The organism is Agrobacterium sp. GD03872 (assembly GCF_029840625.1).
Lineage (GTDB): Bacteria > Pseudomonadota > Alphaproteobacteria > Rhizobiales > Rhizobiaceae > Agrobacterium > Agrobacterium fabrum_A.
Genome location: NZ_JAOCCY010000004.1, coordinates 323,260 through 342,603, shown reverse-complemented (window position 1 = coordinate 342,603; position 19,344 = coordinate 323,260). Strand labels below are relative to the sequence as shown.

22 protein-coding genes are annotated in these 19,344 nt (G+C 61.2%); 11 read left to right on the top strand and 11 right to left on the bottom strand.

The window, feature by feature from the left end; translation table 11 throughout:
- Positions 1 to 44: 44 nt before the first annotated feature.
- From N5D22_RS12720 to topA, 3 genes are all read right to left on the bottom strand, one after another.
- Positions 45 to 488 (bottom strand): DUF983 domain-containing protein, encoded by a 444-nt coding sequence (locus N5D22_RS12720; protein ID WP_279655329.1) that lies wholly within the window; start codon positions 486 to 488, stop codon positions 45 to 47.
- A gap of 62 nt (positions 489 to 550) precedes the next feature.
- Entirely contained in the window at positions 551 to 2,905 is a 2,355-nt protein-coding gene (gene rnr, locus N5D22_RS12715) for a ribonuclease R (protein ID WP_279655328.1), read from the bottom strand.
- A complete protein-coding gene (gene topA / locus N5D22_RS12710) occupies positions 2,902 to 5,586 on the bottom strand; it encodes a type I DNA topoisomerase (protein WP_279655327.1) in 2,685 nt (894 codons plus the stop codon). The genes rnr and topA overlap by 4 nt, the downstream gene beginning before the upstream one ends.
- A 258-nt stretch (positions 5,587 to 5,844) precedes the next feature.
- On the opposite strand from topA, the gene N5D22_RS12705 reads away from it, so the two are divergent.
- Positions 5,845 to 6,078 carry a hypothetical protein gene (locus N5D22_RS12705; RefSeq protein ID WP_020012349.1) on the top strand — a complete coding sequence of 78 codons (234 nt, stop codon included), beginning with the start codon at positions 5,845 to 5,847 and terminating at the stop codon, positions 6,076 to 6,078.
- On the opposite strand, the gene dprA is transcribed toward N5D22_RS12705, so the two are convergent.
- From dprA to N5D22_RS12675, 6 genes are all read right to left on the bottom strand, one after another.
- The gene (dprA, locus tag N5D22_RS12700) at positions 6,031 to 7,173 is read right to left on the bottom strand and encodes a DNA-processing protein DprA (RefSeq protein ID WP_279655326.1); all 1,143 of its coding nucleotides are present in this window, start codon (positions 7,171 to 7,173) and stop codon (positions 6,031 to 6,033) included. The genes N5D22_RS12705 and dprA overlap by 48 nt on opposite strands.
- Positions 7,174 to 7,193: 20 nt before the next feature.
- Complete coding sequence (gene plsY, locus N5D22_RS12695) at positions 7,194 to 7,811, bottom strand: glycerol-3-phosphate 1-O-acyltransferase PlsY (protein ID WP_279655325.1); 618 nt, start codon at positions 7,809 to 7,811, stop codon at positions 7,194 to 7,196.
- Positions 7,812 to 7,859: 48 nt separating this feature from the next.
- A complete protein-coding gene (locus N5D22_RS12690; RefSeq protein ID WP_279655324.1) occupies positions 7,860 to 9,152 on the bottom strand; it encodes a dihydroorotase in 1,293 nt (430 codons plus the stop codon).
- Positions 9,149 to 10,090: an aspartate carbamoyltransferase catalytic subunit gene (locus tag N5D22_RS12685; RefSeq protein ID WP_003521487.1), complete on the bottom strand. Its 942-nt coding sequence runs from the start codon at positions 10,088 to 10,090 to the stop codon at positions 9,149 to 9,151. The genes N5D22_RS12690 and N5D22_RS12685 overlap by 4 nt, the downstream gene beginning before the upstream one ends.
- Before the next feature lie 238 nt (positions 10,091 to 10,328).
- The gene (locus N5D22_RS12680; RefSeq protein WP_125145999.1) at positions 10,329 to 10,760 is read right to left on the bottom strand and encodes a nuclear transport factor 2 family protein; all 432 of its coding nucleotides are present in this window, start codon (positions 10,758 to 10,760) and stop codon (positions 10,329 to 10,331) included.
- Positions 10,761 to 10,782: 22 nt separating this feature from the next.
- On the bottom strand, positions 10,783 to 10,944 hold the full coding sequence (locus N5D22_RS12675; protein WP_279659042.1) for a hypothetical protein: 162 nt from the start codon (positions 10,942 to 10,944) through the stop codon (positions 10,783 to 10,785).
- A gap of 140 nt (positions 10,945 to 11,084) precedes the next feature.
- On the opposite strand from N5D22_RS12675, the gene N5D22_RS12670 reads away from it, so the two are divergent.
- From N5D22_RS12670 to N5D22_RS12640, 7 genes are all read left to right on the top strand, one after another.
- Positions 11,085 to 12,737: an acyl-CoA dehydrogenase family protein gene (locus N5D22_RS12670; protein ID WP_020808932.1), complete on the top strand. Its 1,653-nt coding sequence runs from the start codon at positions 11,085 to 11,087 to the stop codon at positions 12,735 to 12,737.
- A 137-nt stretch (positions 12,738 to 12,874) separates the two neighbouring features.
- Positions 12,875 to 13,486, top strand: a complete 612-nt coding sequence (locus N5D22_RS12665; RefSeq protein WP_125145951.1) for a GNAT family N-acetyltransferase — start codon at positions 12,875 to 12,877, stop codon at positions 13,484 to 13,486.
- Positions 13,487 to 13,655: 169 nt separating this feature from the next.
- Entirely contained in the window at positions 13,656 to 13,952 is a 297-nt protein-coding gene (locus N5D22_RS12660) for a type II toxin-antitoxin system ParD family antitoxin (protein ID WP_279655321.1), read from the top strand.
- The gene (locus N5D22_RS12655; protein ID WP_279655320.1) at positions 13,949 to 14,323 is read left to right on the top strand and encodes a type II toxin-antitoxin system RelE/ParE family toxin; all 375 of its coding nucleotides are present in this window, start codon (positions 13,949 to 13,951) and stop codon (positions 14,321 to 14,323) included. The genes N5D22_RS12660 and N5D22_RS12655 overlap by 4 nt, the downstream gene beginning before the upstream one ends.
- Positions 14,324 to 14,477: 154 nt before the next feature.
- Complete coding sequence (locus tag N5D22_RS12650; protein WP_279655319.1) at positions 14,478 to 15,122, top strand: TetR/AcrR family transcriptional regulator; 645 nt, start codon at positions 14,478 to 14,480, stop codon at positions 15,120 to 15,122.
- Between the two features lie 248 nt (positions 15,123 to 15,370).
- On the top strand, positions 15,371 to 15,532 hold the full coding sequence (locus N5D22_RS12645; protein ID WP_174029276.1) for a hypothetical protein: 162 nt from the start codon (positions 15,371 to 15,373) through the stop codon (positions 15,530 to 15,532).
- Positions 15,529 to 15,846, top strand: a complete 318-nt coding sequence (locus tag N5D22_RS12640; RefSeq protein ID WP_279655318.1) for a DUF6105 family protein — start codon at positions 15,529 to 15,531, stop codon at positions 15,844 to 15,846. The genes N5D22_RS12645 and N5D22_RS12640 overlap by 4 nt, the downstream gene beginning before the upstream one ends.
- Here N5D22_RS12640 and ruvX read toward each other — a convergent pair.
- Both ruvX and N5D22_RS12630 read right to left on the bottom strand, forming a co-directional pair.
- Positions 15,798 to 16,277: a Holliday junction resolvase RuvX gene (gene ruvX, locus N5D22_RS12635; RefSeq protein ID WP_220318432.1), complete on the bottom strand. Its 480-nt coding sequence runs from the start codon at positions 16,275 to 16,277 to the stop codon at positions 15,798 to 15,800. The genes N5D22_RS12640 and ruvX overlap by 49 nt on opposite strands.
- 14 nt (positions 16,278 to 16,291) lie before the next feature.
- Positions 16,292 to 16,594 (bottom strand): alkylphosphonate utilization protein, encoded by a 303-nt coding sequence (locus tag N5D22_RS12630; protein WP_003521474.1) that lies wholly within the window; start codon positions 16,592 to 16,594, stop codon positions 16,292 to 16,294.
- Between the two features lie 84 nt (positions 16,595 to 16,678).
- On the opposite strand from N5D22_RS12630, the gene N5D22_RS12625 reads away from it, so the two are divergent.
- The 3 genes from N5D22_RS12625 to gatA all read left to right on the top strand — a co-directional run bounded on the left by N5D22_RS12625 (position 16,679) and on the right by gatA (position 19,331).
- Positions 16,679 to 17,383, top strand: coding sequence for a metal-dependent hydrolase (locus tag N5D22_RS12625; protein ID WP_035262710.1), 705 nt, complete (start codon positions 16,679 to 16,681; stop codon positions 17,381 to 17,383).
- 125 nt (positions 17,384 to 17,508) lie between these two features.
- Positions 17,509 to 17,796: an Asp-tRNA(Asn)/Glu-tRNA(Gln) amidotransferase subunit GatC gene (gene gatC, locus N5D22_RS12620; protein ID WP_003521472.1), complete on the top strand. Its 288-nt coding sequence runs from the start codon at positions 17,509 to 17,511 to the stop codon at positions 17,794 to 17,796.
- 53 nt (positions 17,797 to 17,849) lie between these two features.
- Positions 17,850 to 19,331, top strand: coding sequence for an Asp-tRNA(Asn)/Glu-tRNA(Gln) amidotransferase subunit GatA (gene gatA / locus N5D22_RS12615; RefSeq protein ID WP_279655317.1), 1,482 nt, complete (start codon positions 17,850 to 17,852; stop codon positions 19,329 to 19,331).
- Positions 19,332 to 19,344: the final 13 nt, after the last annotated feature.

Genomic DNA, 19,344 nt, shown 5'->3' with positions numbered 1-19,344 from the left:
GGCGTCGCGGGGAGGCTGAGGCACGTGCAAGGTCCTGCCCGCCGTCAGTGCGACGAGCCGTCTATCTGCACTTTTTGCTGTTTTCGGTCGAAGCCGTGCATCCGCAGCGCCCATTGCAGGCCGATGACGCCGCCCTTGATCGGTTGCAGCGTCAAAAGCGCGGCCAGAATGGTGATTGGCACCCATATGGCGAAATGCGCCCACATGGGAATGTTGAGGACCATGTCCGTCATCATGAAGCCGCCAACGGCAATATGACCGATGATGACGATGGAGATATAGGGCGGCAGGTCGTCTGAACGGTGATGGTGCATTTCCTCGCCGCAGGCTGCGCAGGCGTCCACCGGCTTCAGCCAGGCGCGGAACAGGCGGCCGCTGCCGCAGGCCGGACAGCGATTGGCCATTCCCCGCATGATCGAGCGGCCAAGCGGCCGTTCCGCGCTGTTGTCTCCGAAGGTGACCGTTTCCGAGCCCTGATGTGCACTCATCCTTAAGTCCTTCTCCCGTTCGTTCAACCGCCTGACGCGGTCTTTTATTTATTGTCGCTGCCCTAACGTCGCCGTCTCGGCGGCCGCGTTCCTGGTTTGGCGGCAAGACGCGAGGCCCGCCGGCCGGTTTTATGGAACGAGCGCGTGCCCACAGGCATCTTGCGCCCCGGACTCAGCATATCGAAACGCAGCGCACCCGCCAGTGGCACTGCTTCCGCAAGCCGCACCTGTACCGTGTCGCCGAGCTGATAACCAAGACCGGTCTTTTCCCCCGTCAGGGCCTGATGGGCTTCATCATACAGGAAATAATCGGTTCCGAGTGTAGATATAGGAACAAAACCGTCCGCGCCAAACTGCGGCAGCGCGACAAATAGTCCCGCCTTGGTGACACCACCGACGCGGCCTTCGAATTCCTCGCCCACACGCTCGGACAGATGATGCGCGATCAGCCGGTTGACGGTGTCGCGTTCGGCTGCCATGGCGCGGCGCTCGAAGGTCGAGATTTCGGCAGCGATATCGTCCAGCGTCGCCTCTTCTTGCGGCGTGATGCCGCCTTCGCCGAGGCCAAGCGACCCCACCAGCGCGCGATGCACGATGAGGTCGGCATAACGACGGATCGGCGAGGTGAAGTGCGCGTACTTCATCAGGTTGAGGCCGAAATGGCCGATATTCTCCGGGCTGTAGATCGCCTGGCTCTGGCTGCGCAGCACCATTTCGTTGACCATGATCTGGTGCGGCGTATCGAGCGCGCGGGCCAGAATGCCGTTGAAGGAATTGGCGCGCATGGCCGCTCCCTTGGCCATGGAAATGCCGATGGTGCCAAGGAATTCGCGCAGCACTTCCTGCTTGGAAAGTGTGGGCGCATCGTGGACGCGATAGACCAGCGGCTGCTTCTTCTTTTCCAGCGTCTCGGCGGCGGCGACATTCGCCTGGATCATCATTTCCTCGATCAGCTTATGCGCGTCGAGGCGTTCGGGAATGACGACCTTGTCAACCGTCCCGTCAGGCCGAAGCAGGATCTTGCGCTCGGGCATGTCGAGTTCCAGCGGCTGGCGGCGGTCGCGGCCGCGCTTCATCACGGCATAGGCGTGCCACAGCGGCTTCAGGATCGGCTCCAGCAAGGGGCCGGTCTTGTCGTCCGGCCGCCCGTCGATGGCGGCCTGAGCTTGGCTGTAGGAGAGCTTGGCAGCACTCTTCATCATGATGCGGTGAAAGGTGTGGCCGGCCTTGCGGCCTTCCTTCGAAAAGGTCATCCGCACCGCAAGGGCAGGGCGGTCGACGCCTTCCTTCAGCGAGCAGAGATCGTTGGAAATCCGCTCCGGCAGCATCGGTACGACGCGGTCGGGGAAATAGACGGAGTTGCCGCGTTTCAGCGCTTCGCGGTCCAGCGGCGAACCGGAACGCACATACCAGGAGACATCGGCAATGGCGACGGTGACAATGACACCGTCAGGATTGTCGGGCGACGTGTCGGGCTCGGCATAAACCGCATCGTCATGGTCCTTGGCGTCGGCCGGATCGATGGTGATGAGCGGCAGGTCGCGCCAGTCCTCGCGGTGGGACATGCTGGCCGCCTTGGCGGTATCCGCTTCGGCCAGAACATCCGAGGGGAAGATATGCGGAATGCCGTGGGAATGAATGGCGATCATCGAGATCGCCTTTTCCGAGGCAACCGAGCCGATGACCGACAGCACCTTGGCGCGTGTCAGCCCGTAACGGCCGCTGTTGCGCGAGGTTTCCACCTCGATCAGATCGCCGTCCTTGGCGTCGCCGACGCCATCGGGGTCGATGACCATTTCCTCGCCGCGCCGGTCGATCGGCATCAGCCGTCCGCCGCCGCCCGCCGTCTCCTTGAATACACCGAGCAGTGCATTCTGTCGGCGGTCGATCAGCTTGACGACACGGGCCGTGTAGGCAGGACCAGTGCTTTCCTTCGAGGGGAATATCTTCGCAAGGATACGGTCGCCAAGACCGGCTGCGGGCGCTTTCTTGCCACGATCCTGCGACGACTGGCGGATCAGTACCGCCGGAGCCGCACCCATATCGTCAGGCCATTCCGCCGGGCGGCCAATCAGCTCGCCGTCCTTGTCACGGGTGGTGATATCGAGAACCGTCACGGGCGGCAGGCCACCCGGCCGCGTCAGCGACTTGCGGCTCTTCTGCACCATGCCGTCGGTTTCAAGCTCCTTCAGCAGCGCTTTCAGGACGACGCGGTTTTCACCCTTCAGGCCGAAAGCCTTGGCGATTTCGCGTTTGGAGGCCTGCTGCGGATGGTCGGCGATGAATTTCAGCAGCACCTCGCGGGAAGGCACCTCGCCATGGATGATACCTTCGCCTTCACTGACCCGCTTGCCGCGCCCGGTGCGTCCGAAACCGTCGCTGGCGGAACCCTGTCTCTGACGCGGCGCTTTGCTCACTCTGCTGCCTTCTTGGGTTTGGCCGCTGCCTTCGGCTTGGCGGCCGTCTTGCTCTTGGTTGCCGCCTTGGCCTTGGTCGCCTTCGGCTTTGCTGCGGCGTCGCCGTCTGCCTTCTTGGCTGTGGTTTTCTTGGCCTTGGCAGGCTTGCCGCCGGTGCCGGTCTTGGCGATGCGCTCGGCGATCAGCACCAGCGCCTCGTCCAGCGTCACCGAAGCCGGATCCTGACCCTTTGGAATGGTGGCGTTGACCTTGCCCCAGTTGACGTAAGCGCCATAACGACCGTCGCGAACAGTGATCGGGCCGCCATCGGGGTGGTCGCCCAGCTCCTTCAGCGCTGCCGGCGTGCCGCTGCGGCCGCGACCCGGTCCCTTGCTCAGCTTTTCGGCAATGACAGTCACGGCGCGGTTGAGGCCGATAGAGAACACGTCCTCGATGCTTTCGAGGTTCGCATAGGAACCGTCATGCAAAAGGAACGGCCCGTAGCGACCGAGGCCGGCGGAAATCATCTTGCCGGTTTCCGGATGCTTGCCGATATCGCGCGGCAGGTTGATGAGCGCCAAGGCCTTTTCGTGGTCGATATCCTCAGGTTTCCAGCCCTTGGGCAGCGAGGAGCGCTTGGCGTCCTTGCCGTCACCACGCTGGATATAGGGCCCGAAACGGCCCGACCGCAGCGTCAGCTCCTCGCCGGTCATCGGATCGGCGCCCAGCGCCTTCGGCTCGTTCGATGCGGCGGCCTCGGCTTCCGAACCGTCAGAGGTCAGCTGGCGGGTGTAATTGCATTCCGGATAGTTGGAGCAACCGACAAAAGCGCCGTATTTGCCGAGCTTCAGCGAAAGATTGCCGGTGCCGCAAACCTGACAGATGCGCGGATCGGAACCGTCCTCGCGCTTCGGGAAGACCAGCGGCGCCAGAACCTCGTTCAGAGCATCCAGAACGTTGGTGACACGCAGTTCCTTGGTGTCTTCGATCTGTGCGAAGAAATCCTTCCAGAAATCGCGCAGAACCTGCTTCCAGTCCAGTTCGCCGGCGGAGATCCGGTCGAGCTTTTCTTCAAGCGCGGCGGTGAAGTCGTATTCGACGTACTTGGTAAAGAAGCTTTCGAGGAAAGCCGTCACCAGCCGGCCGCGCGAATGCGGCACCAGCTTGCGCTTGTCGACGACGATATATTCACGGTCGCTCAGCGTCTTCAGCGTTGCCGCATAGGTGGAAGGACGGCCGATGCCGAGTTCTTCCATCTTCTTGATCAACGAGGCTTCCGAATAACGCGGCGGCGGTTCGGTGAAGTGCTGGCTGGCGTTGATCTTCTGCTTGGCGAGGCTCTCGCGCTCGTTGATCGGCGGCAGACGGCCTTCGTCGTCACCGTCATCGCTCTGTTCGCCATCTTCCTTTTGGTCGGTATAGGCGGCGATGAAACCGTCGAAGCGGATCACCGAACCGACGGCGCGCAGGCCTGCCTTTTCGCCGCCATTGCTGGCGAGGATTTCCACCGTGGTCCGCTCGATTTCGGCCGAGGCCATCTGGCTCGCTATGCCGCGCTTCCAGATCAGGTCATAAAGACGCAGCTGATCGGGATCGAGGTAACGCTTCACCTGATCCGGCGTGCGGTTGAAATCGGTCGGGCGGATCGCTTCGTGCGCTTCCTGGGCGTTCTTGGCCTTGGTGGAATAAAAACGCGCCTTTTCCGGCACGTAACGGTCACCGAACTGCTCGCCAATGGCGCGGCGGGCGGCGTCGATCGCTTCCGGCGCCATCTGGACGCCGTCGGTACGCATATAGGTGATCAGACCGACGGTCTCGCCGCCGATATCGATGCCTTCGTAAAGCTTCTGCGCCACCTGCATGGTGCGCGAGGCGGAAAAGCCCATACGCGAGGATGCGGCCTGCTGTAGTGTCGAGGTGGTGAAGGGCGGGCCGGGATTGCGCTTGACGGGCTTGGCTTCGACGGAATCCACGACATAGGTGGCACCTTCCAGCAGCACCTTCAGCCGGTTCGCCTCTTCGCCGGTCTTGATCCCGCGGCTTTGCAGCCGCTTGCCGTCAGCCGAAACCAGCTTGGCTTCGAACTCGTCACCGCGCGGTGTCTTCAGAAGCGCGCTGATGTTCCAGTATTCTTCGGAAACGAAACGCTCGATCTCGGATTCGCGGTCGCAGACGAGGCGCAGCGCCACCGACTGAACGCGGCCGGCGGAACGCGCGCCGGGCAGCTTGCGCCACAGCACCGGCGACAGGTTGAAACCGACGAGATAGTCCAGCGCACGGCGGGCGAGATAGGCGTCGACCAGCGGCACATCGATGTCGCGCGGGTTCGCCATGGCGTCCAGCACGGCCTTTTTGGTGATGGCGTTGAAGACCACGCGTTTTACCGGCTTGTCGCCGAGGACGCGCTTCTTCTTCAAAAGATCGAGAACGTGCCAGGAAATGGCCTCGCCTTCGCGATCCGGGTCGGTTGCGAGAAAAAGGCCGTCGGAGGATTTTACCGCATCGGCAATATCCTTCATGCGCTTGGCGGATGCGCTGTCGACCTCCCAGGACATTTCGAAATCCTGGTCGGGCAGCACCGATCCGTCCTTGGCAGGAAGGTCTCTGACATGGCCAAAAGATGCAAGAACCTTGTAGCCCGAGCCAAGATACTTGTTGATCGTCTTGGCTTTGGCAGGAGATTCTACGACGACGACATTCATATTGTTTTTCTCTGGAACTGGTCCGTTAACGTGGCCGGGTCACGGCGCAATGCCGCAATTCGCCTTCTTTATATTTCGACATGGACAGGTAATGCGCGCGGGTCAAGAGGCAAGGCCGATTTTATCGCTTCAAGGTGATTGCAACCTATGGATAATCTATTGTTGTATTGCAATCTTTGGTAAATTGGTTATGATGGGCAACATCATTTGAATCTACTTATTGCTCTTCGTTTCAGGCGGAATTCCTAGGATAAATATATGGTCCCGAACGCAACAAACAATAATGCCGATAATGAAGGGACCAGAGAGAACTTGGCTTACATTCGCCAGATGCTCGCGGAACTGCGGCAGGTCGCGAGCCGCGAGGGAGCCGACATGCTGTGTTATCTGATCGAGATGGCCTATGTCGAAGTCGGCGATATCCAGAGCGGAAGGCGCAAGCTGTCAATCCGCGATGAAGAGCGACACGCGCCCCCCGGGATGCCGGTTTAGACGTCCGGCAATATCAAGCTCCAGCAGCACCAGGTGAACGGTGGCAGCGGAAAAACCTGTGTGACGGATGATATCGTCCGTTTCCACGGGCGAGGGACCGAGAGCGGCGGCGATGATGTTGCGCTCGTCGTCCCCTGGTGGTGACATCTCCGTGTCGGATCTCGGTTCCTCGATCTTGCGTTCATAGGGCAATTGCGGCTCCATCAGCGGCCGCAGCGCTTCCAGAATGTCGGCCGCACCCGTGGTCAGCATCGCGCCTTCCTTGATCAGCCGGTTGGTGCCCTCGCAGCGTGCATCGAGCGGGGAGCCGGGTACGGCAAAAACCAGCCGTCCCGCTTCTCCGGCAAGCCTTGCCGTTATCAGCGAACCGGAGCGCTCCGCCGCCTCGACGATGACGACACCGAGGGAGACACCGGCGATCAATCGGTTGCGGCGGGGAAAATCGCGGGCGCGCGGTTCCCAGCCAAAGGGCATTTCGCTGATCGTCGTGCCGCCCTCGTCATATATCTCCTGCAAGAGCCCGAAATTTTCCTGCGGGTAGGGGCGGTCGAGGCCGCCGGCCAGCATGGCAACCGTGCCCGTTGAAAGGCTTGCCCGGTGTGCGGCCGCATCGATGCCGCGCGCCAGCCCCGAAGCGATGGTATAGCCGGCCCGGCCGCAATCGCGCGCCAGCATGGCGGCGAATTTCGCGCCGTTGATGGAGGCGTTGCGGGAGCCGACGATGCCGACGCTCGGTCTGGTCGCGGTCGCTGCCGATCCTTTCATGGCGATCAACGGCGGCGCGCCATCCAGCTGCCGCAGGGCAGGCGGGTAATCCGGCTCACCGATGCCGACGAAATGCGCGCCGAATTTTTCGGCCGTTTCGATCTCGCCTTCCGCTTCCGCCTGCGTGGCGATGCGTGGGCTGCGCGACGAGCCGCCGCGCCTTGAAAGCTCGGGCAGGGCATCGAGCGCCTTTTCGGCGCTGCCGAAATGATTGATGAGTTCGCGGAAGGTGACGGGACCGATATTGTCGCTGCGGATCAGCCTCAGCCACGCGACCCGCTGCCGCGCGGAAAGCTCTATGCCCTGCCGTGTCGTTTCCTCATGCGGCATGGCATATCCTTAAATGGGTCTCAGCCCTTTTGCCCGATCCGGCTTTCAGTGCCCGCCAGCAGACGCGCGATATTCTCGCGGTGCTTCCACCATGAAATCGCACTCAACAGCGTCACCAGCAGCGCCGTCTTTTCAGGCCCGAGTACCCAGAGAGCCACGGGAATGACCAGCATGGCCAAAAGCGCCGACAGCGACGAGTAGCGGGTGATGAAGGCGGTTGCGAGCCAGATCAGCGCAAAGGCCAGCATCATCAGCGGTGCGGCACCCAGGAGCACGCCGATATAGGTGGCCACACCCTTGCCGCCCTTGAAGCCGAGCCATACCGGAAACAGGTGGCCGAGGAAGGCGAAGAAACCGGCGACCAGCGACGCTTCGTAGCCCCAGAGCGCATTGGCGACCAGCACCGCTGCCGTGCCCTTCAGCGCGTCGAGCAGCAGGGTCGCGGCGGCGAGCTTCTTGTTGCCGGTGCGCAGCACATTGGTCGCGCCGATATTGCCGGAGCCGATCTTGCGCACGTCGCCCAGCCCCGCCATACGGGTGAGAATGAGGCCGAAGGGGATGGAACCGAGCAGATAGCCGATCAGCGCCGAAAGCGCGAGAAGGGCAGGCGCCGTCTGCCAGTCAGTCAAAGCACTCATTCAAACGTCCCCTCTGTCGCGCTGGCCGCGTGATCTCTGTTGGTGATCTTATGCCAAGGAATGAACGGCTTTGCCAGCCACATAAGTGGCAACCGCGCGGCCGCTGAAACGGGCATCCTCGAACGGGGTGTTCTTGGATTTCGAGACCAGCTGCTCCTTTGCCACGAGCCACGGCTCGTCGAGGTCGATCAGCGTGATATCGGCCTTCGCGCCCGCCTTCAGCGTTCCCGCATCCAGTCCGAAAATCTTCGCCGGTCGGGTGGAGAGCGCATCGATCAGCCGCATCAGTGGAACTTCGCCGCTATGGTGCAGGCGCAGCGCCGCCGCCAGCAGGGTTTCCAGCCCGACCGCGCCGCTCGCCGCATCCGAAAACGGCAGCCGTTTGGTGTCGACATCCTGCGGGTCGTGTGAGGAGACAATGATGTCGATGGTGCCGTCCTTCAGCGCCTCCACCATCGCCTTGCGGTCATCTTCGGCGCGCAGCGGCGGCGAAAGCTTGAAGAAGGTGCGGTATTCGCCGATATCGTTCTCGTTGAGCGTCAGATGGTTGATCGAGATGCCGCAGGTGGCCTTTACGCCCCGCTGCCGCGCAACGCGGATCGCCTCTGCCGATTCGGGCACGGAAATCTTGGCGGCGTGGTAGATCGCCTGTGTCAGCCCGGCGATGCGCAGGTCGCGCTCCAGCGGAATGATCTCGGCTTCCTTCGGAACGCCCGACAACCCGAGCCAGCTTGCAAAAAGCCCCTCGTTCATGTCACCGCCGCCGATATATTTGTCGCGCGTCTCGAGCGCGATCACTGCGCCCAGTTCGCGCGCATAGGTCATGGCGCGGCGCAGCACCAGCGTATCGGAAAGCGCCTTGCGGCCATTGGTGAAGGCGACTGCGCCGGCTTCCTTCAACATGCCGAATTCGGTCATTTCCTCGCCGTTCAGACCCTTGGTGAGTGCTGCTGCGGGATGCACATTGACGAGCGCCTTGTCGCGCGCCGTCTTCTTCACATATTCGACGAGCGCTATGTCATCGATGACGGGGTCGGTATCGGGCATCACGATGATGCTGGTCACACCGCCGGCCGCTGCCGCGCGCGAGGCGGATTCGATGGTCTCGCGATGCTCGGCGCCGGGTTCGCCAACGAAAACACGGGCGTCCACCAGACCGGGAACCGCCAGCAGACCCTTGCAGTCGCGAACGGTCGCCCCTTCGGGAGCGCCCTGATTATGCGCGTCCTTGCCGGCCGCGAGAATGGTGCCGTCAGCGCCGATGATCACACTGCCGGTCTCGTCGAGATTACGGGAAGGATCGACGATGCGAAGGTTCTTGAGAACGGTAACGGCACTCATACGCGCTCACCCTGATTTTGCGAGACAAGCAGGGTTTCCATGACCGCCATGCGCACGGCAACCCCCATTTCCACCTGACTTTCGATCACGCTCTGCGGACCGTCGGCCACGTCGGAGGCGATTTCCACGCCGCGGTTCATCGGGCCGGGATGCATGACCAGCGCATCCTCCTTCGCCGCCTTCAGCTTTTCGGCATCGAGGCCGTAATAATGGAAATATTCGCGCACCGAAGGCACGAAAGAGCCGGACATGCGCTCGCGCTGCAGGCGCAGCATCATCACCACATCGGCGTTCTTCAGCCCTTCCTTCATGTCGTGGAAGACTTCCACGCTCATGTCGCGGATACCGGAAGGAAGAAGCGTGGCGGGGGCCACGACGCGAACGCGTGCACCCATCTGGTTGAGCAGGATGATATTGGAGCGGGCAACGCGCGAATGCAGCACGTCGCCGCAGATCGCCACGGTGATGCCTGAGAGTTCGCCCTTGGCGCGGCGGATGGTCAGCGCGTCGAGCAGCGCCTGCGTCGGGTGCTCATGCTGGCCGTCGCCGGCATTGACGACGGAGCAGGCGACCTTTTGCGCTAGAAGCGCTGCCGCACCGGCGGAAGAATGGCGCACGACCAGCACGTCCGGGCGCATGGCGTTCAGCGTCATCGCCGTATCGATCAGCGTTTCGCCCTTCTTCACCGAGGAATTGCCGACCGACATGTTCATCACATCCGCGCCAAGGCGTTTTCCGGCAAGCTCGAAGGAGGACTGTGTACGCGTCGAGGCTTCGAAAAACAGGTTGATCTGCGTCAGGCCCCGAAGCGTCGAGGTCTTTTTCTCGCGCTGGCGGCTGATTTTCACCGCCTCGTCGGCCTTGTCGAGAAGCAGGGTAATATCCTGATGGGAAAGCCCCTTGATGCCGAGGAGATGGCGATGGGGGAAGAAGACCATGCGGTTTGCCTCCTGACGGGCGCCGCATTTTCCCGTGAAAATGCCCGGAACGCCCGAATGCTGATCCGTGCGCTCCCATTCGCTGTGAACACGCCTCAGGAGTGCGGCGGAATTCGGTCCTGCGCTCTATAGAGACTGCATGGTCGCGGGGCAAGCGCCCGCAACTCCTGAAATGAAAACATGGCGATGTTTCCCCAACCCTCGAGCACAAACGGCCTGACGATGGAAGGCGCAGGCATTAAACGATGCCATGCTCCTTCAAAAGCGCCTGCTCGTCTCCTGACGCCCAGCCGAAAACTTTCGGGGCTCCGTCCAGCCTCTGGACGAAGTAATGAACATCGAAATCGATTGCGACATCCGGTTGCCGCTTGCGATCAAAGGTCGCCGTCCAGGCAACATGGGCAAGGCAATGATGGTCGTCGATGGGCGAGATACGGATGTCGCGTATCCGCATTTCCTTCGTTCCGATCGTCCGATAGCGCTCGTAGCCCTTCATCATGACCTGCTTCAAGTGGTCATCGTTCTTTCCGGTCATCACCCCGGCGGGGGAGGCGGCGATAAAGTCGGAGGCGTAGAGGGAGGCGACCTCCTCCATATCCATGTCACCCTTGAGAGACTTATTGAAAAATCGCTCATATCGCTCGAAGAGCCTTCTTACGCTGGCCTCCATGGTCTCCTCCCTGTGCAGCCGTTCAGCAAAGTCGCCAACCGAAAAAGCCTGCCGCAGGTTCCACGTCGGGCCGCAGATTATGGAGAATGCGTTTATCCGCATGCCCGCCGGTTGTTGCCGCAACTTCTGCGCGGCTTTTTTGGGGACTGTCGTTGATCTTGCCGGAAACGTGTTTGGCATTCACCTGGCCGAATCCCTAAATCAGGGACATTCCCGAAAAATGCTGAAAGCGGCGGTTTAATCGTCTCAATCGCTTCCTGCGGGTGGAATTATGCAATATCACCCCACTATGCAACGCCAGTACAAAACAGCTAGAAGCAGCGGATGACCCAGAATTCCCGGACAGAAGAAACGCTCGCCGAACTGAACCAGCCAAGCCTCTGGTCCGGTATCAACGCCTATCGTTCCGATCCGCTGATCGTCGACCTGACCTCCGGCCTGTCGCGCAATCTGAGAGACGAGTTCGACCAGCTCGGCCGTTACGTCACGTCGCATGAGGCGCAGGAGCTGGCGCGCATGGCCAATCAGGGCGTGCCGCAGCTGCATACCCACGGCCCGCGTGGCGAGCGTCTGGATCAGGTGGAGTTCCACCCAGCCTGGCACGCGCTGATGCGCCGTTCCATGTCGTCAGGCTTGCATTCCAGCGTCTGGGAAAATTCTCCCGATACGCGCGGCAATGAGCACAAGGCCCGCGCCACGAAATTCTACCTGACCTCGCAGCTCGAGGCCGGGCATCTTTGCCCGCTCACCATGACCAGCGCCTCCGTCGCTGCCATCATGGCTTCGCCGCGCGTGCAGAAGGAATGGGCGCCGAAGATTCTCTCGCGCAAATATGATTCCTCGCAGAAACCGGCCCTGCAGAAAACCGCCGTCACCATTGGCATGGGCATGACGGAAAAGCAGGGCGGCACGGATGTGCGCGCCAACCGAACCACGGCGGAGCGGGTGGGCGAGGGCATCTATCGCCTGTCCGGTCACAAGTGGTTCCTGTCCGCGCCGATGAGCGACGGTTTCGTCATGCTCGCCCAGATGGGCGACGGCATGGGCTGCTTCCTCGTGCCGCGTTATCTGGAAGACGGTTCGAAGAACGGCCTGCATTTCCAGCGCCTCAAGGACAAGCTCGGCAACCGCTCCAACGCTTCCGCCGAAGTCGAATTCACCGATGCCTTCGGTTATCTGCTGGGCGATCCCGGCAGCGGCATCCGTACCATTCTCGACATGGTGACACTGACGCGGCTCGATTGCGCGCTTGCCTCCGCCGGCATGATGCGCGCCTCGCTTGCCGAAGCCGTGCATTATGCCCGTGGCCGTTCTGTTTTCGGCAAGATGCTGGTCACGCAACCGATCATGACGCGTGTTCTCGCCGACATGGCGCTGGATGTGGCGGCGGCCACTGCGCTCTCCTTCCGGCTGGCGACCGCATTCGACGCCGCCCGCAACAATCCGGCCGAGGCCGCCTATGCGCGGGTGATGACGCCCATCGTGAAATACTGGTGCTGCAAGATCGCGCCGGCGCTTATCTATGAGGCCATGGAGTGCCTTGGCGGCAACGGTTACGTGGAAGAGCGGCCGATTGCCCGCCACTATCGCGAAGCGCCCGTCAACGCCATCTGGGAAGGCTCCGGCAACGTCATGGCGCTGGATGTGCTGCGGGTTCTCCAGCGCGGCAAGGATCTGTTCGATCTCGTCTTCCAGACGTTGGAGCGTGATCTGGGTGCAGCCGGCAAAAAAACCACCGACGTGCTGCGCGCCGCAATCGCCCTTGCCGAACGTGACGAGGGAGCGGCCCGCCTGCTGGTGGAGCAGTTCGCGCTTGCGGCCGCTGCCGCCGAGCTTTGCCGTCTCGGCGCCGGCAAGATTGCCGATGCCTTCCTCGAGACCCGTCTCGCGGGCGGCTGGCGGCATACTTACGGCATGCTCGATTCCCGCTTCGATCCGAATTATATAATCGATCTTCTTTATCCGCCTGCATCTTGACCGATGCTTGCGGATGAAGATTTTGCAGTCCCGGCGGGAGGGGTCTCGGATTTGAAAAACAGCAATGGCGTAAAGCGTGTTCTGATCTGTCGTGACACTTTCGCGCATCGATGCGGGGTAAGGGAAGGCGGCCGCCAATGCTGACGTTCCGTTCCGCCCGCGCCGAGGATGAAGACGCGCTCTACGCCATAAGCCTCGCCACCGGCGATGCCGGGCAGGACGCCACCGCCCTTTACAATGATGGCCGCATGGTCGGGCATATCTATTCCGTCCCCTATCTGCATCTCTGGCCCGATGCCGTTTTCGTGGCGGAGGATGATGAAGGTGTGTGCGGTTATATCGTCGGCGCACTCGATACGGCGGTGCACGAAGAGCGGCTGGAGCGGGAATGGTGGCCGCATCTGCGCAGCCTTTATCCCGATCCCGGCGGCGACCAGCAGACATGGGACGCCGACCAGCGCCGCGCCCAGTTCATCCACCATCCGCGCCGCACGCCCACCTGGCTTACCGACCCGTTTCCGGCCCATATCCACATGAACCTCTTGCCGCGCACGCAGGGCAAGGGCGGCGGCACCCGGCTTCTGTCGCGCTGGCTCGATATGGCGAGACAGAACAACGTCTACGGCATCCACCTCGGCGCCAGCGAACGCAACCATGCGGGTATGCGCTTCTGGGAAACACGCGGCTTCAAGCGGCTCGAAAGTCACGAAACGCCCGGCAGCGTCTGGTTCGGCATGGCGCTGGAGTAATATTGGCAGATTATGCCAATCGGTGGTATTGTTGGACGTCGCTAGAGCATTTCCAGGAAAAGTGGAACCCGGTTTTCCGTCCGGAAATGCGCTGAAATAGAGAGTTAGTTAGAGTGTTTTCGCGGTTCGAAGAAAAGCGGAAAAACTCTAATGTCTGGTGGAGGCTCTGATGCCAACGCGTAACGTCGTTCTGACACAGCATCACGAAGAGATCATAGACGAACTCGTCAAATCTGGCCGCTATCAAAATGCCAGCGAAGTGCTGCGCGAGGGCTTACGATTGATTGAAAGGCGCGAGCGCCTTGAGGTGACCAGATTGGAAGCCTTGAGGGCGGCGGCGCAACAGGGCTTCGCAGACCTTGATCAAGGCCGTTTTACGGATGTGGCGGATGATGATCTCGACGACTTCATTTCCGCTCTCGGACGCGACGCTGAAGCGCGCCTTGCCAAATCTGATAAGGCATGACGAGGTACCGTCTGTCCGAAGCCGCGCAATCGGACATTATTGGAATTCTTGGATGGACCCACACGACATTTGGGGCCGCGGCGAGAAAACGCTACGAAAAATTGCTTGTCACGGCGCTGCGTGATGTTGCGCGGGATCCGTTTCGTTCCGGAACAAGTCTCCGCCCGGAAGTGGCAGACGATGTGCGCAGCTATCATCTCCGTTACAGCCGGGAGAGGGCGAGAAGTGAAACCGGCTTAGTTAAATATCCGAGGCATCTGCTGCTTTATCGCGTGTTGAATCCCGATTTGGTCGGCATCGGTCGCGTTCTTCATGATTCCATGGAAATCGAACGGCATCTCCCGGTTTACTATGGAGATGTCAGCGCCTGAAAATGCGTGGATGCTTTTCCGGCGCGTGCCGGAAACGGCATGGCGTACCCTTCATCCACAAGAACCTTCTGCCCATCCTCTCCGCCACGTTGTTCTTCCCTTCATGCTTTGTTAACCCGTTGAGAGAGGCCTTTCAAAACACGGGTAGGGAATCATGCTGGCGACCGCAGAGGCGATTTCAGCCGACAGACCGGAAAAGCGCATCAAGGATCGCGCTCAGACCGAGAAGGCGATTTTTAATGCGGCGCGGTCGCTGCTTGCCGAAGAGGGATTTCAGGGTTTTGGCATCAATGCCGTTGCCCGCCGCGCCGGCTGCGACAAGCAGCTCATCTACCGTTATTTCGGCGGCCTGGACGGTCTGATCGAGGCGATCGGCGAGGATCTCGGCTCCTGGGTGAAGGATCGCATTCCCGAAGACACCGGCGGCATGTTCCTGCTGACCTATGGCGATCTCATGGAAAAGCTGGCGCTTTATTTCATGGATGCGCTGCGCAGCGATCCCCTTGTCTGCAAGATCATCGCCTGGGAAGTGTCTGACGGTTCACCGCAGGTGCGTCAGTTGGCCGAAGCCCGCGCCAAATCGCTGGGCAAGTGGCTGGAGCGCATGCGCGGTTCGCTGGCGGCGCCGAAGGGCGTGGATACCGCCGCCGTCAACGCGGTACTGTTCGCCGCCATCCAGCATCTCGTCATATCGGCTGCGACGAGCGGTCAGTTTGCGGGCGTGCCGCTCAAGTCAGAGCGGGACTGGGACAAGATCACCACCGCCGTCAAACGGTTGGTGCGCGGTGTTTACGGCTGATCCCGGTTTGCGGGGCGGGTGAAGCACCCTACGGCAGGCGCGACGTCAGAGAAAAATCATCCATGTTTTCACCGGGTCGGCGACCGCCCGGAGCATCTGTCCGTGGACGCGGCCGCATTGTTTTCCACATGCCCGCGGTTGTCGTTAACCATAATGACAGCTTTCATTTGCCTCGCTACGGCCGCCGGTCCAGTGTGAATTAACGAAATGTTAACCATGCGCAATGACTGCGCATAAGGGAGCCGCAAGTGAGCCGCTGGACAGCCTTGGGCGTCATGATGACGTTTTTTGTGTTGCTGCCGTTGGATATCGACGCGCCGGCGCTGAACCTCTGCCTGATGGCCGTGGTGCGCTGGGCGGTGCTTGCCGGCCTTCCCGATACGTTTTTTGCGCGGGGGCAGGCGGCATGAAGTGGTTTTTGATCCTCTGGGCCGGTCCCGTCGCATTGCTGGGCAGCTGGTACTGGCTGTCCTATTACGACATGAGCTTCGGCTTTTACATGCTGACGCGCCAGACGCATGATCTGGTGTTCGAGATTTACGGCAATATTCTCGGCCTGCCGCCGGAAAGCCTGCCGCCGCTGGTGGCCCGGGCCATTGCGGTCGACAGCCTGATCGTTTTTGCGATTCTCGCCTTCCGCAGGAGAAAGCATATTGCCGCCTGGTGGCGGGGCCGTCAGTCGGCCGCGCGGGCGAGTGCGGAAAGCCTGTCCAGCGCGCCCTGAAGAATGAAGCTGGCGGCGGCCGAATCGATGCGTTCGGCCCGCTTGGCGCGTGAGACGTCCATTTCCAGCAAGGCGCGCTCGGCCGCGACCGTTGAAAGCCGCTCATCCCAGAAAATGAAGGGCAGGGCGGTTTTTTCGCCCATGGTGCGCACGAAGGCGCGGGTTGCCTGCACGCGTGGTCCGGCCGAGCCGTCCATGTTCATCGGCAGGCCGATGATGAAGGCGAAAACTTTTTCCTTTTCGGCGAAGGCCAGCAGTACTTCCGCATCCTGGGTGAATTTCACCCGTTTGATGACGGGGCGCGGCGTTGCGAAACGCCGCGACAGGTCCGACATGGCAAGCCCGATCGTCTTCGTGCCAAGGTCGAGGCCGGCAATCGCCTGTCCCGGCTGAAGCGCCTGCGCCAGTTCCTCAATGGTGAGTGTTGCCATGTCGCGAGTTGCCTTTATCGTTTGCGGACGAATTCGGTGCGCAGCACCAGACCCTTCACCGCATCATGTTTGCAATCGATCTCTTCCGGATTATCGGTCAGGCGGATCGACTTGATGACGGTGCCCTGCTTGATGACCGTGCTGGTGCCCTTGACCTTCAAATCCTTGATGAGGGTAACGGAATCGCCATCCGCCAGCACATTGCCCGCCGCATCGCGCACTTCATTCGCACGCGCCGCTTCTGCAGCCAGCTCGGAGGCCGGTCGCCATTCACCGGTCGCCTCGTCATACACGTACTCGTCATCATTTGCGGCCATGGTCGCCTCTCTTAAATATTGGTAGTGCGGTTGTTCAGGCCGTCCTATGTCATAATATACCGGCGATACAAAGGAGAACTTCCCATGAAAATCACCTGGCTCGGCCATTCCGCCTTCCGCCTCGAAAACGGCAGCGCGAAGATCCTCATCGATCCGTTCTTCACCGGTAACCCCGGTTTTGCCGGGCAGGATGGGAAGTCGGCAGCCGAAGGCGTCACCCATATTCTCCTGACCCACGGCCATGGCGACCATGTCGGCGATACCGTCCAGCTTGCCCGCGAGACAGGCGCGACCGTGCTCGCGAATGCCGATCTCGCCGCCTGGCTTTCCGCCAAGGGCGTCGCGAAGGTCGATATGGGCAATACCGGCGGCACGGTGCATTTCGACGGTTTTTCCGTCACCTTCACCAATGCGCTGCATTCCTCTGCCCAGATCACCGAGGATGGCGTTTCCCATTCGCTCGGCAATGCCAACGGTCTGATGCTGCATTTCGAAGACGGCCCGGCCGTCTATCACATGGGCGATACCGACATCTTTTCCGACATGAAGCTCATCAATGAACTGCATCAGCCGGATATCGGCCTCGTGCCGATCGGTGACCGCTTCACCATGGGCGGAGCCGTCGCCGCGCTTGCCTGCCAGCGCTTCTTCAATTTCGGCAATGTCATTCCCTGCCATTACGGTTCCTTCCCGATCATCGACCAGACGCCGGAGAAGTTCGTGGCCGGCATGGAAGGGGCGCAAGCGCGCGTCCACACGCCGAAGGCCGGCGATACGCTGTCCTTCTGACATTTTGCCCGTGCATGTCGTGAGCGTAAAACCGCGTCACTCTTTTGCGCGACATGCTTTCTACCGTTGCGAATGGCGGACATGGTGATTATAGCGGGTAGGAAAATTCTGACCGGAGTAGAACCATGTCCGTCGATCTCGCCACCGTAAAGCGCGTTGCGCGCCTTGCCCGTATCGCAGTCAGCGAAGAAGAAGCACAAAATATGCTCGGCCAGCTGAACGGCATACTCGGTTTCGTGGAGCAGCTTTCGGAAGTGAATGTCGACGGCGTCGAGCCGATGACCTCGGTGACCCCGGTGGACATGAAAAAACGCGCCGACGTGGTGACCGACGGCAACAAGGCGGAAGACATTGTCGCCAATGCGCCCGCGACCGACCGGGACTTCTTCATGGTCCCGAAAGTGGTCGAATAAGCGACCGCCTCTGCCGCCCGATTTTTCCAAGATTTCGAAAGCCGTTGCCGACCATGACCGACCTGACGAGCCTGACCATTGCCGAAGCCCGCGAAAAGCTGAAGGCCAAAGAATTCTCCGCCCTCGAGCTGACCGACGCCTATCTCTCCGCCATTGATGCGGCCAACGGCGCGCTGAACGCCTATGTGGCGACGACGCCTGAAAAGGCGCGCGACATGGCAAAAGCCTCCGACGGCCGCATCGCCGCCGGCAAGGCCGGCGAGCTGGAGGGCGTTCCGCTTGGCGTGAAGGACCTGTTCGCCACCCGTGACGTGCACACCCAGGCATGTTCGCACGTTCTCGATGGCTTCAAGCCGAAATATGAATCCACCGTCACCCAGAACCTCTGGGATCAGGGCGCCGTCATGCTCGGCAAGCTCAACATGGACGAATTCGCCATGGGCTCGTCCAATGAAAGCTCCTGGTACGGCCCGGCCATCAACCCCTGGCGCGCCAATGGCTCCGACCAGAAGCTGGTGCCCGGCGGTTCTTCCGGCGGTTCGGCCGCAGCCGTGGCCGCGCATCTCTGCGCCGGCGCCACCGCGACCGATACCGGCGGCTCCATCCGCCAGCCGGCCGCCTTCACCGGCACCGTCGGCATCAAGCCCACCTATGGCCGCTGCTCGCGCTTCGGCATCGTCGCTTATGCTTCCTCGCTCGATCAGGCCGGTCCGATCGCCCGTGACGTGCGTGATGCCGCGATCCTGTTGAAGACCATGGCGAGCGTCGACGCCAAGGACACGACCTCCGTCGATCTGCCGGTGCCGGACTACGAAAAGGCCATCGGTCAGTCGCTCAAGGGCCTGAAGATCGGTATTCCCAAAGAGTACCGCGTCGACGGCATGCCGGAAGAAATCGAAAAGCTCTGGGCCAAGGGTGTCGAGTGGCTGCGCGATGCCGGTGCCGAAGTGGTCGATATCTCGCTGCCGCACACCAAATACGCGCTGCCTGCCTATTACATCGTCGCGCCGGCGGAAGCCTCGTCCAACCTTGCCCGTTATGACGGCGTCCGTTACGGCCTGCGCGTCGACGGCAAGGACATTGCCGACATGTACGAAAAGAGCCGTGCGGCCGGCTTCGGCAAGGAAGTGCAGCGCCGCATCATGGTCGGCACCTATGTGCTGTCGGCCGGTTATTATGACGCCTATTATCTGAAGGCGCAGAAGGTCCGCACGCTGATCAAGCGCGATTTCGAAAACGTCTTCCACGAAGGCGTCGACGCCATTCTGGCGCCGATCACCCCGTCTTCCGCCTTCGCAGTCGGTGATGAGGAACTCGCCTCCGATCCGGTGAAGATGTACCTGCAGGACGTTTTCACCATCACGGTCAACATGGCCGGCCTTCCGGGCCTTTCGGTGCCGGCCGGCCTTGACGGCAAGGGCCTGCCGCTCGGCCTGCAGCTCATCGGTAAGCCGTTTGAGGAAGAAACGCTGTTCAAGACGGCGCACGCCATCGAGCAGGCAGCCGGCAAGTTCACCCCCGCCAAATGGTGGTGAAAAGCCTAAAGCT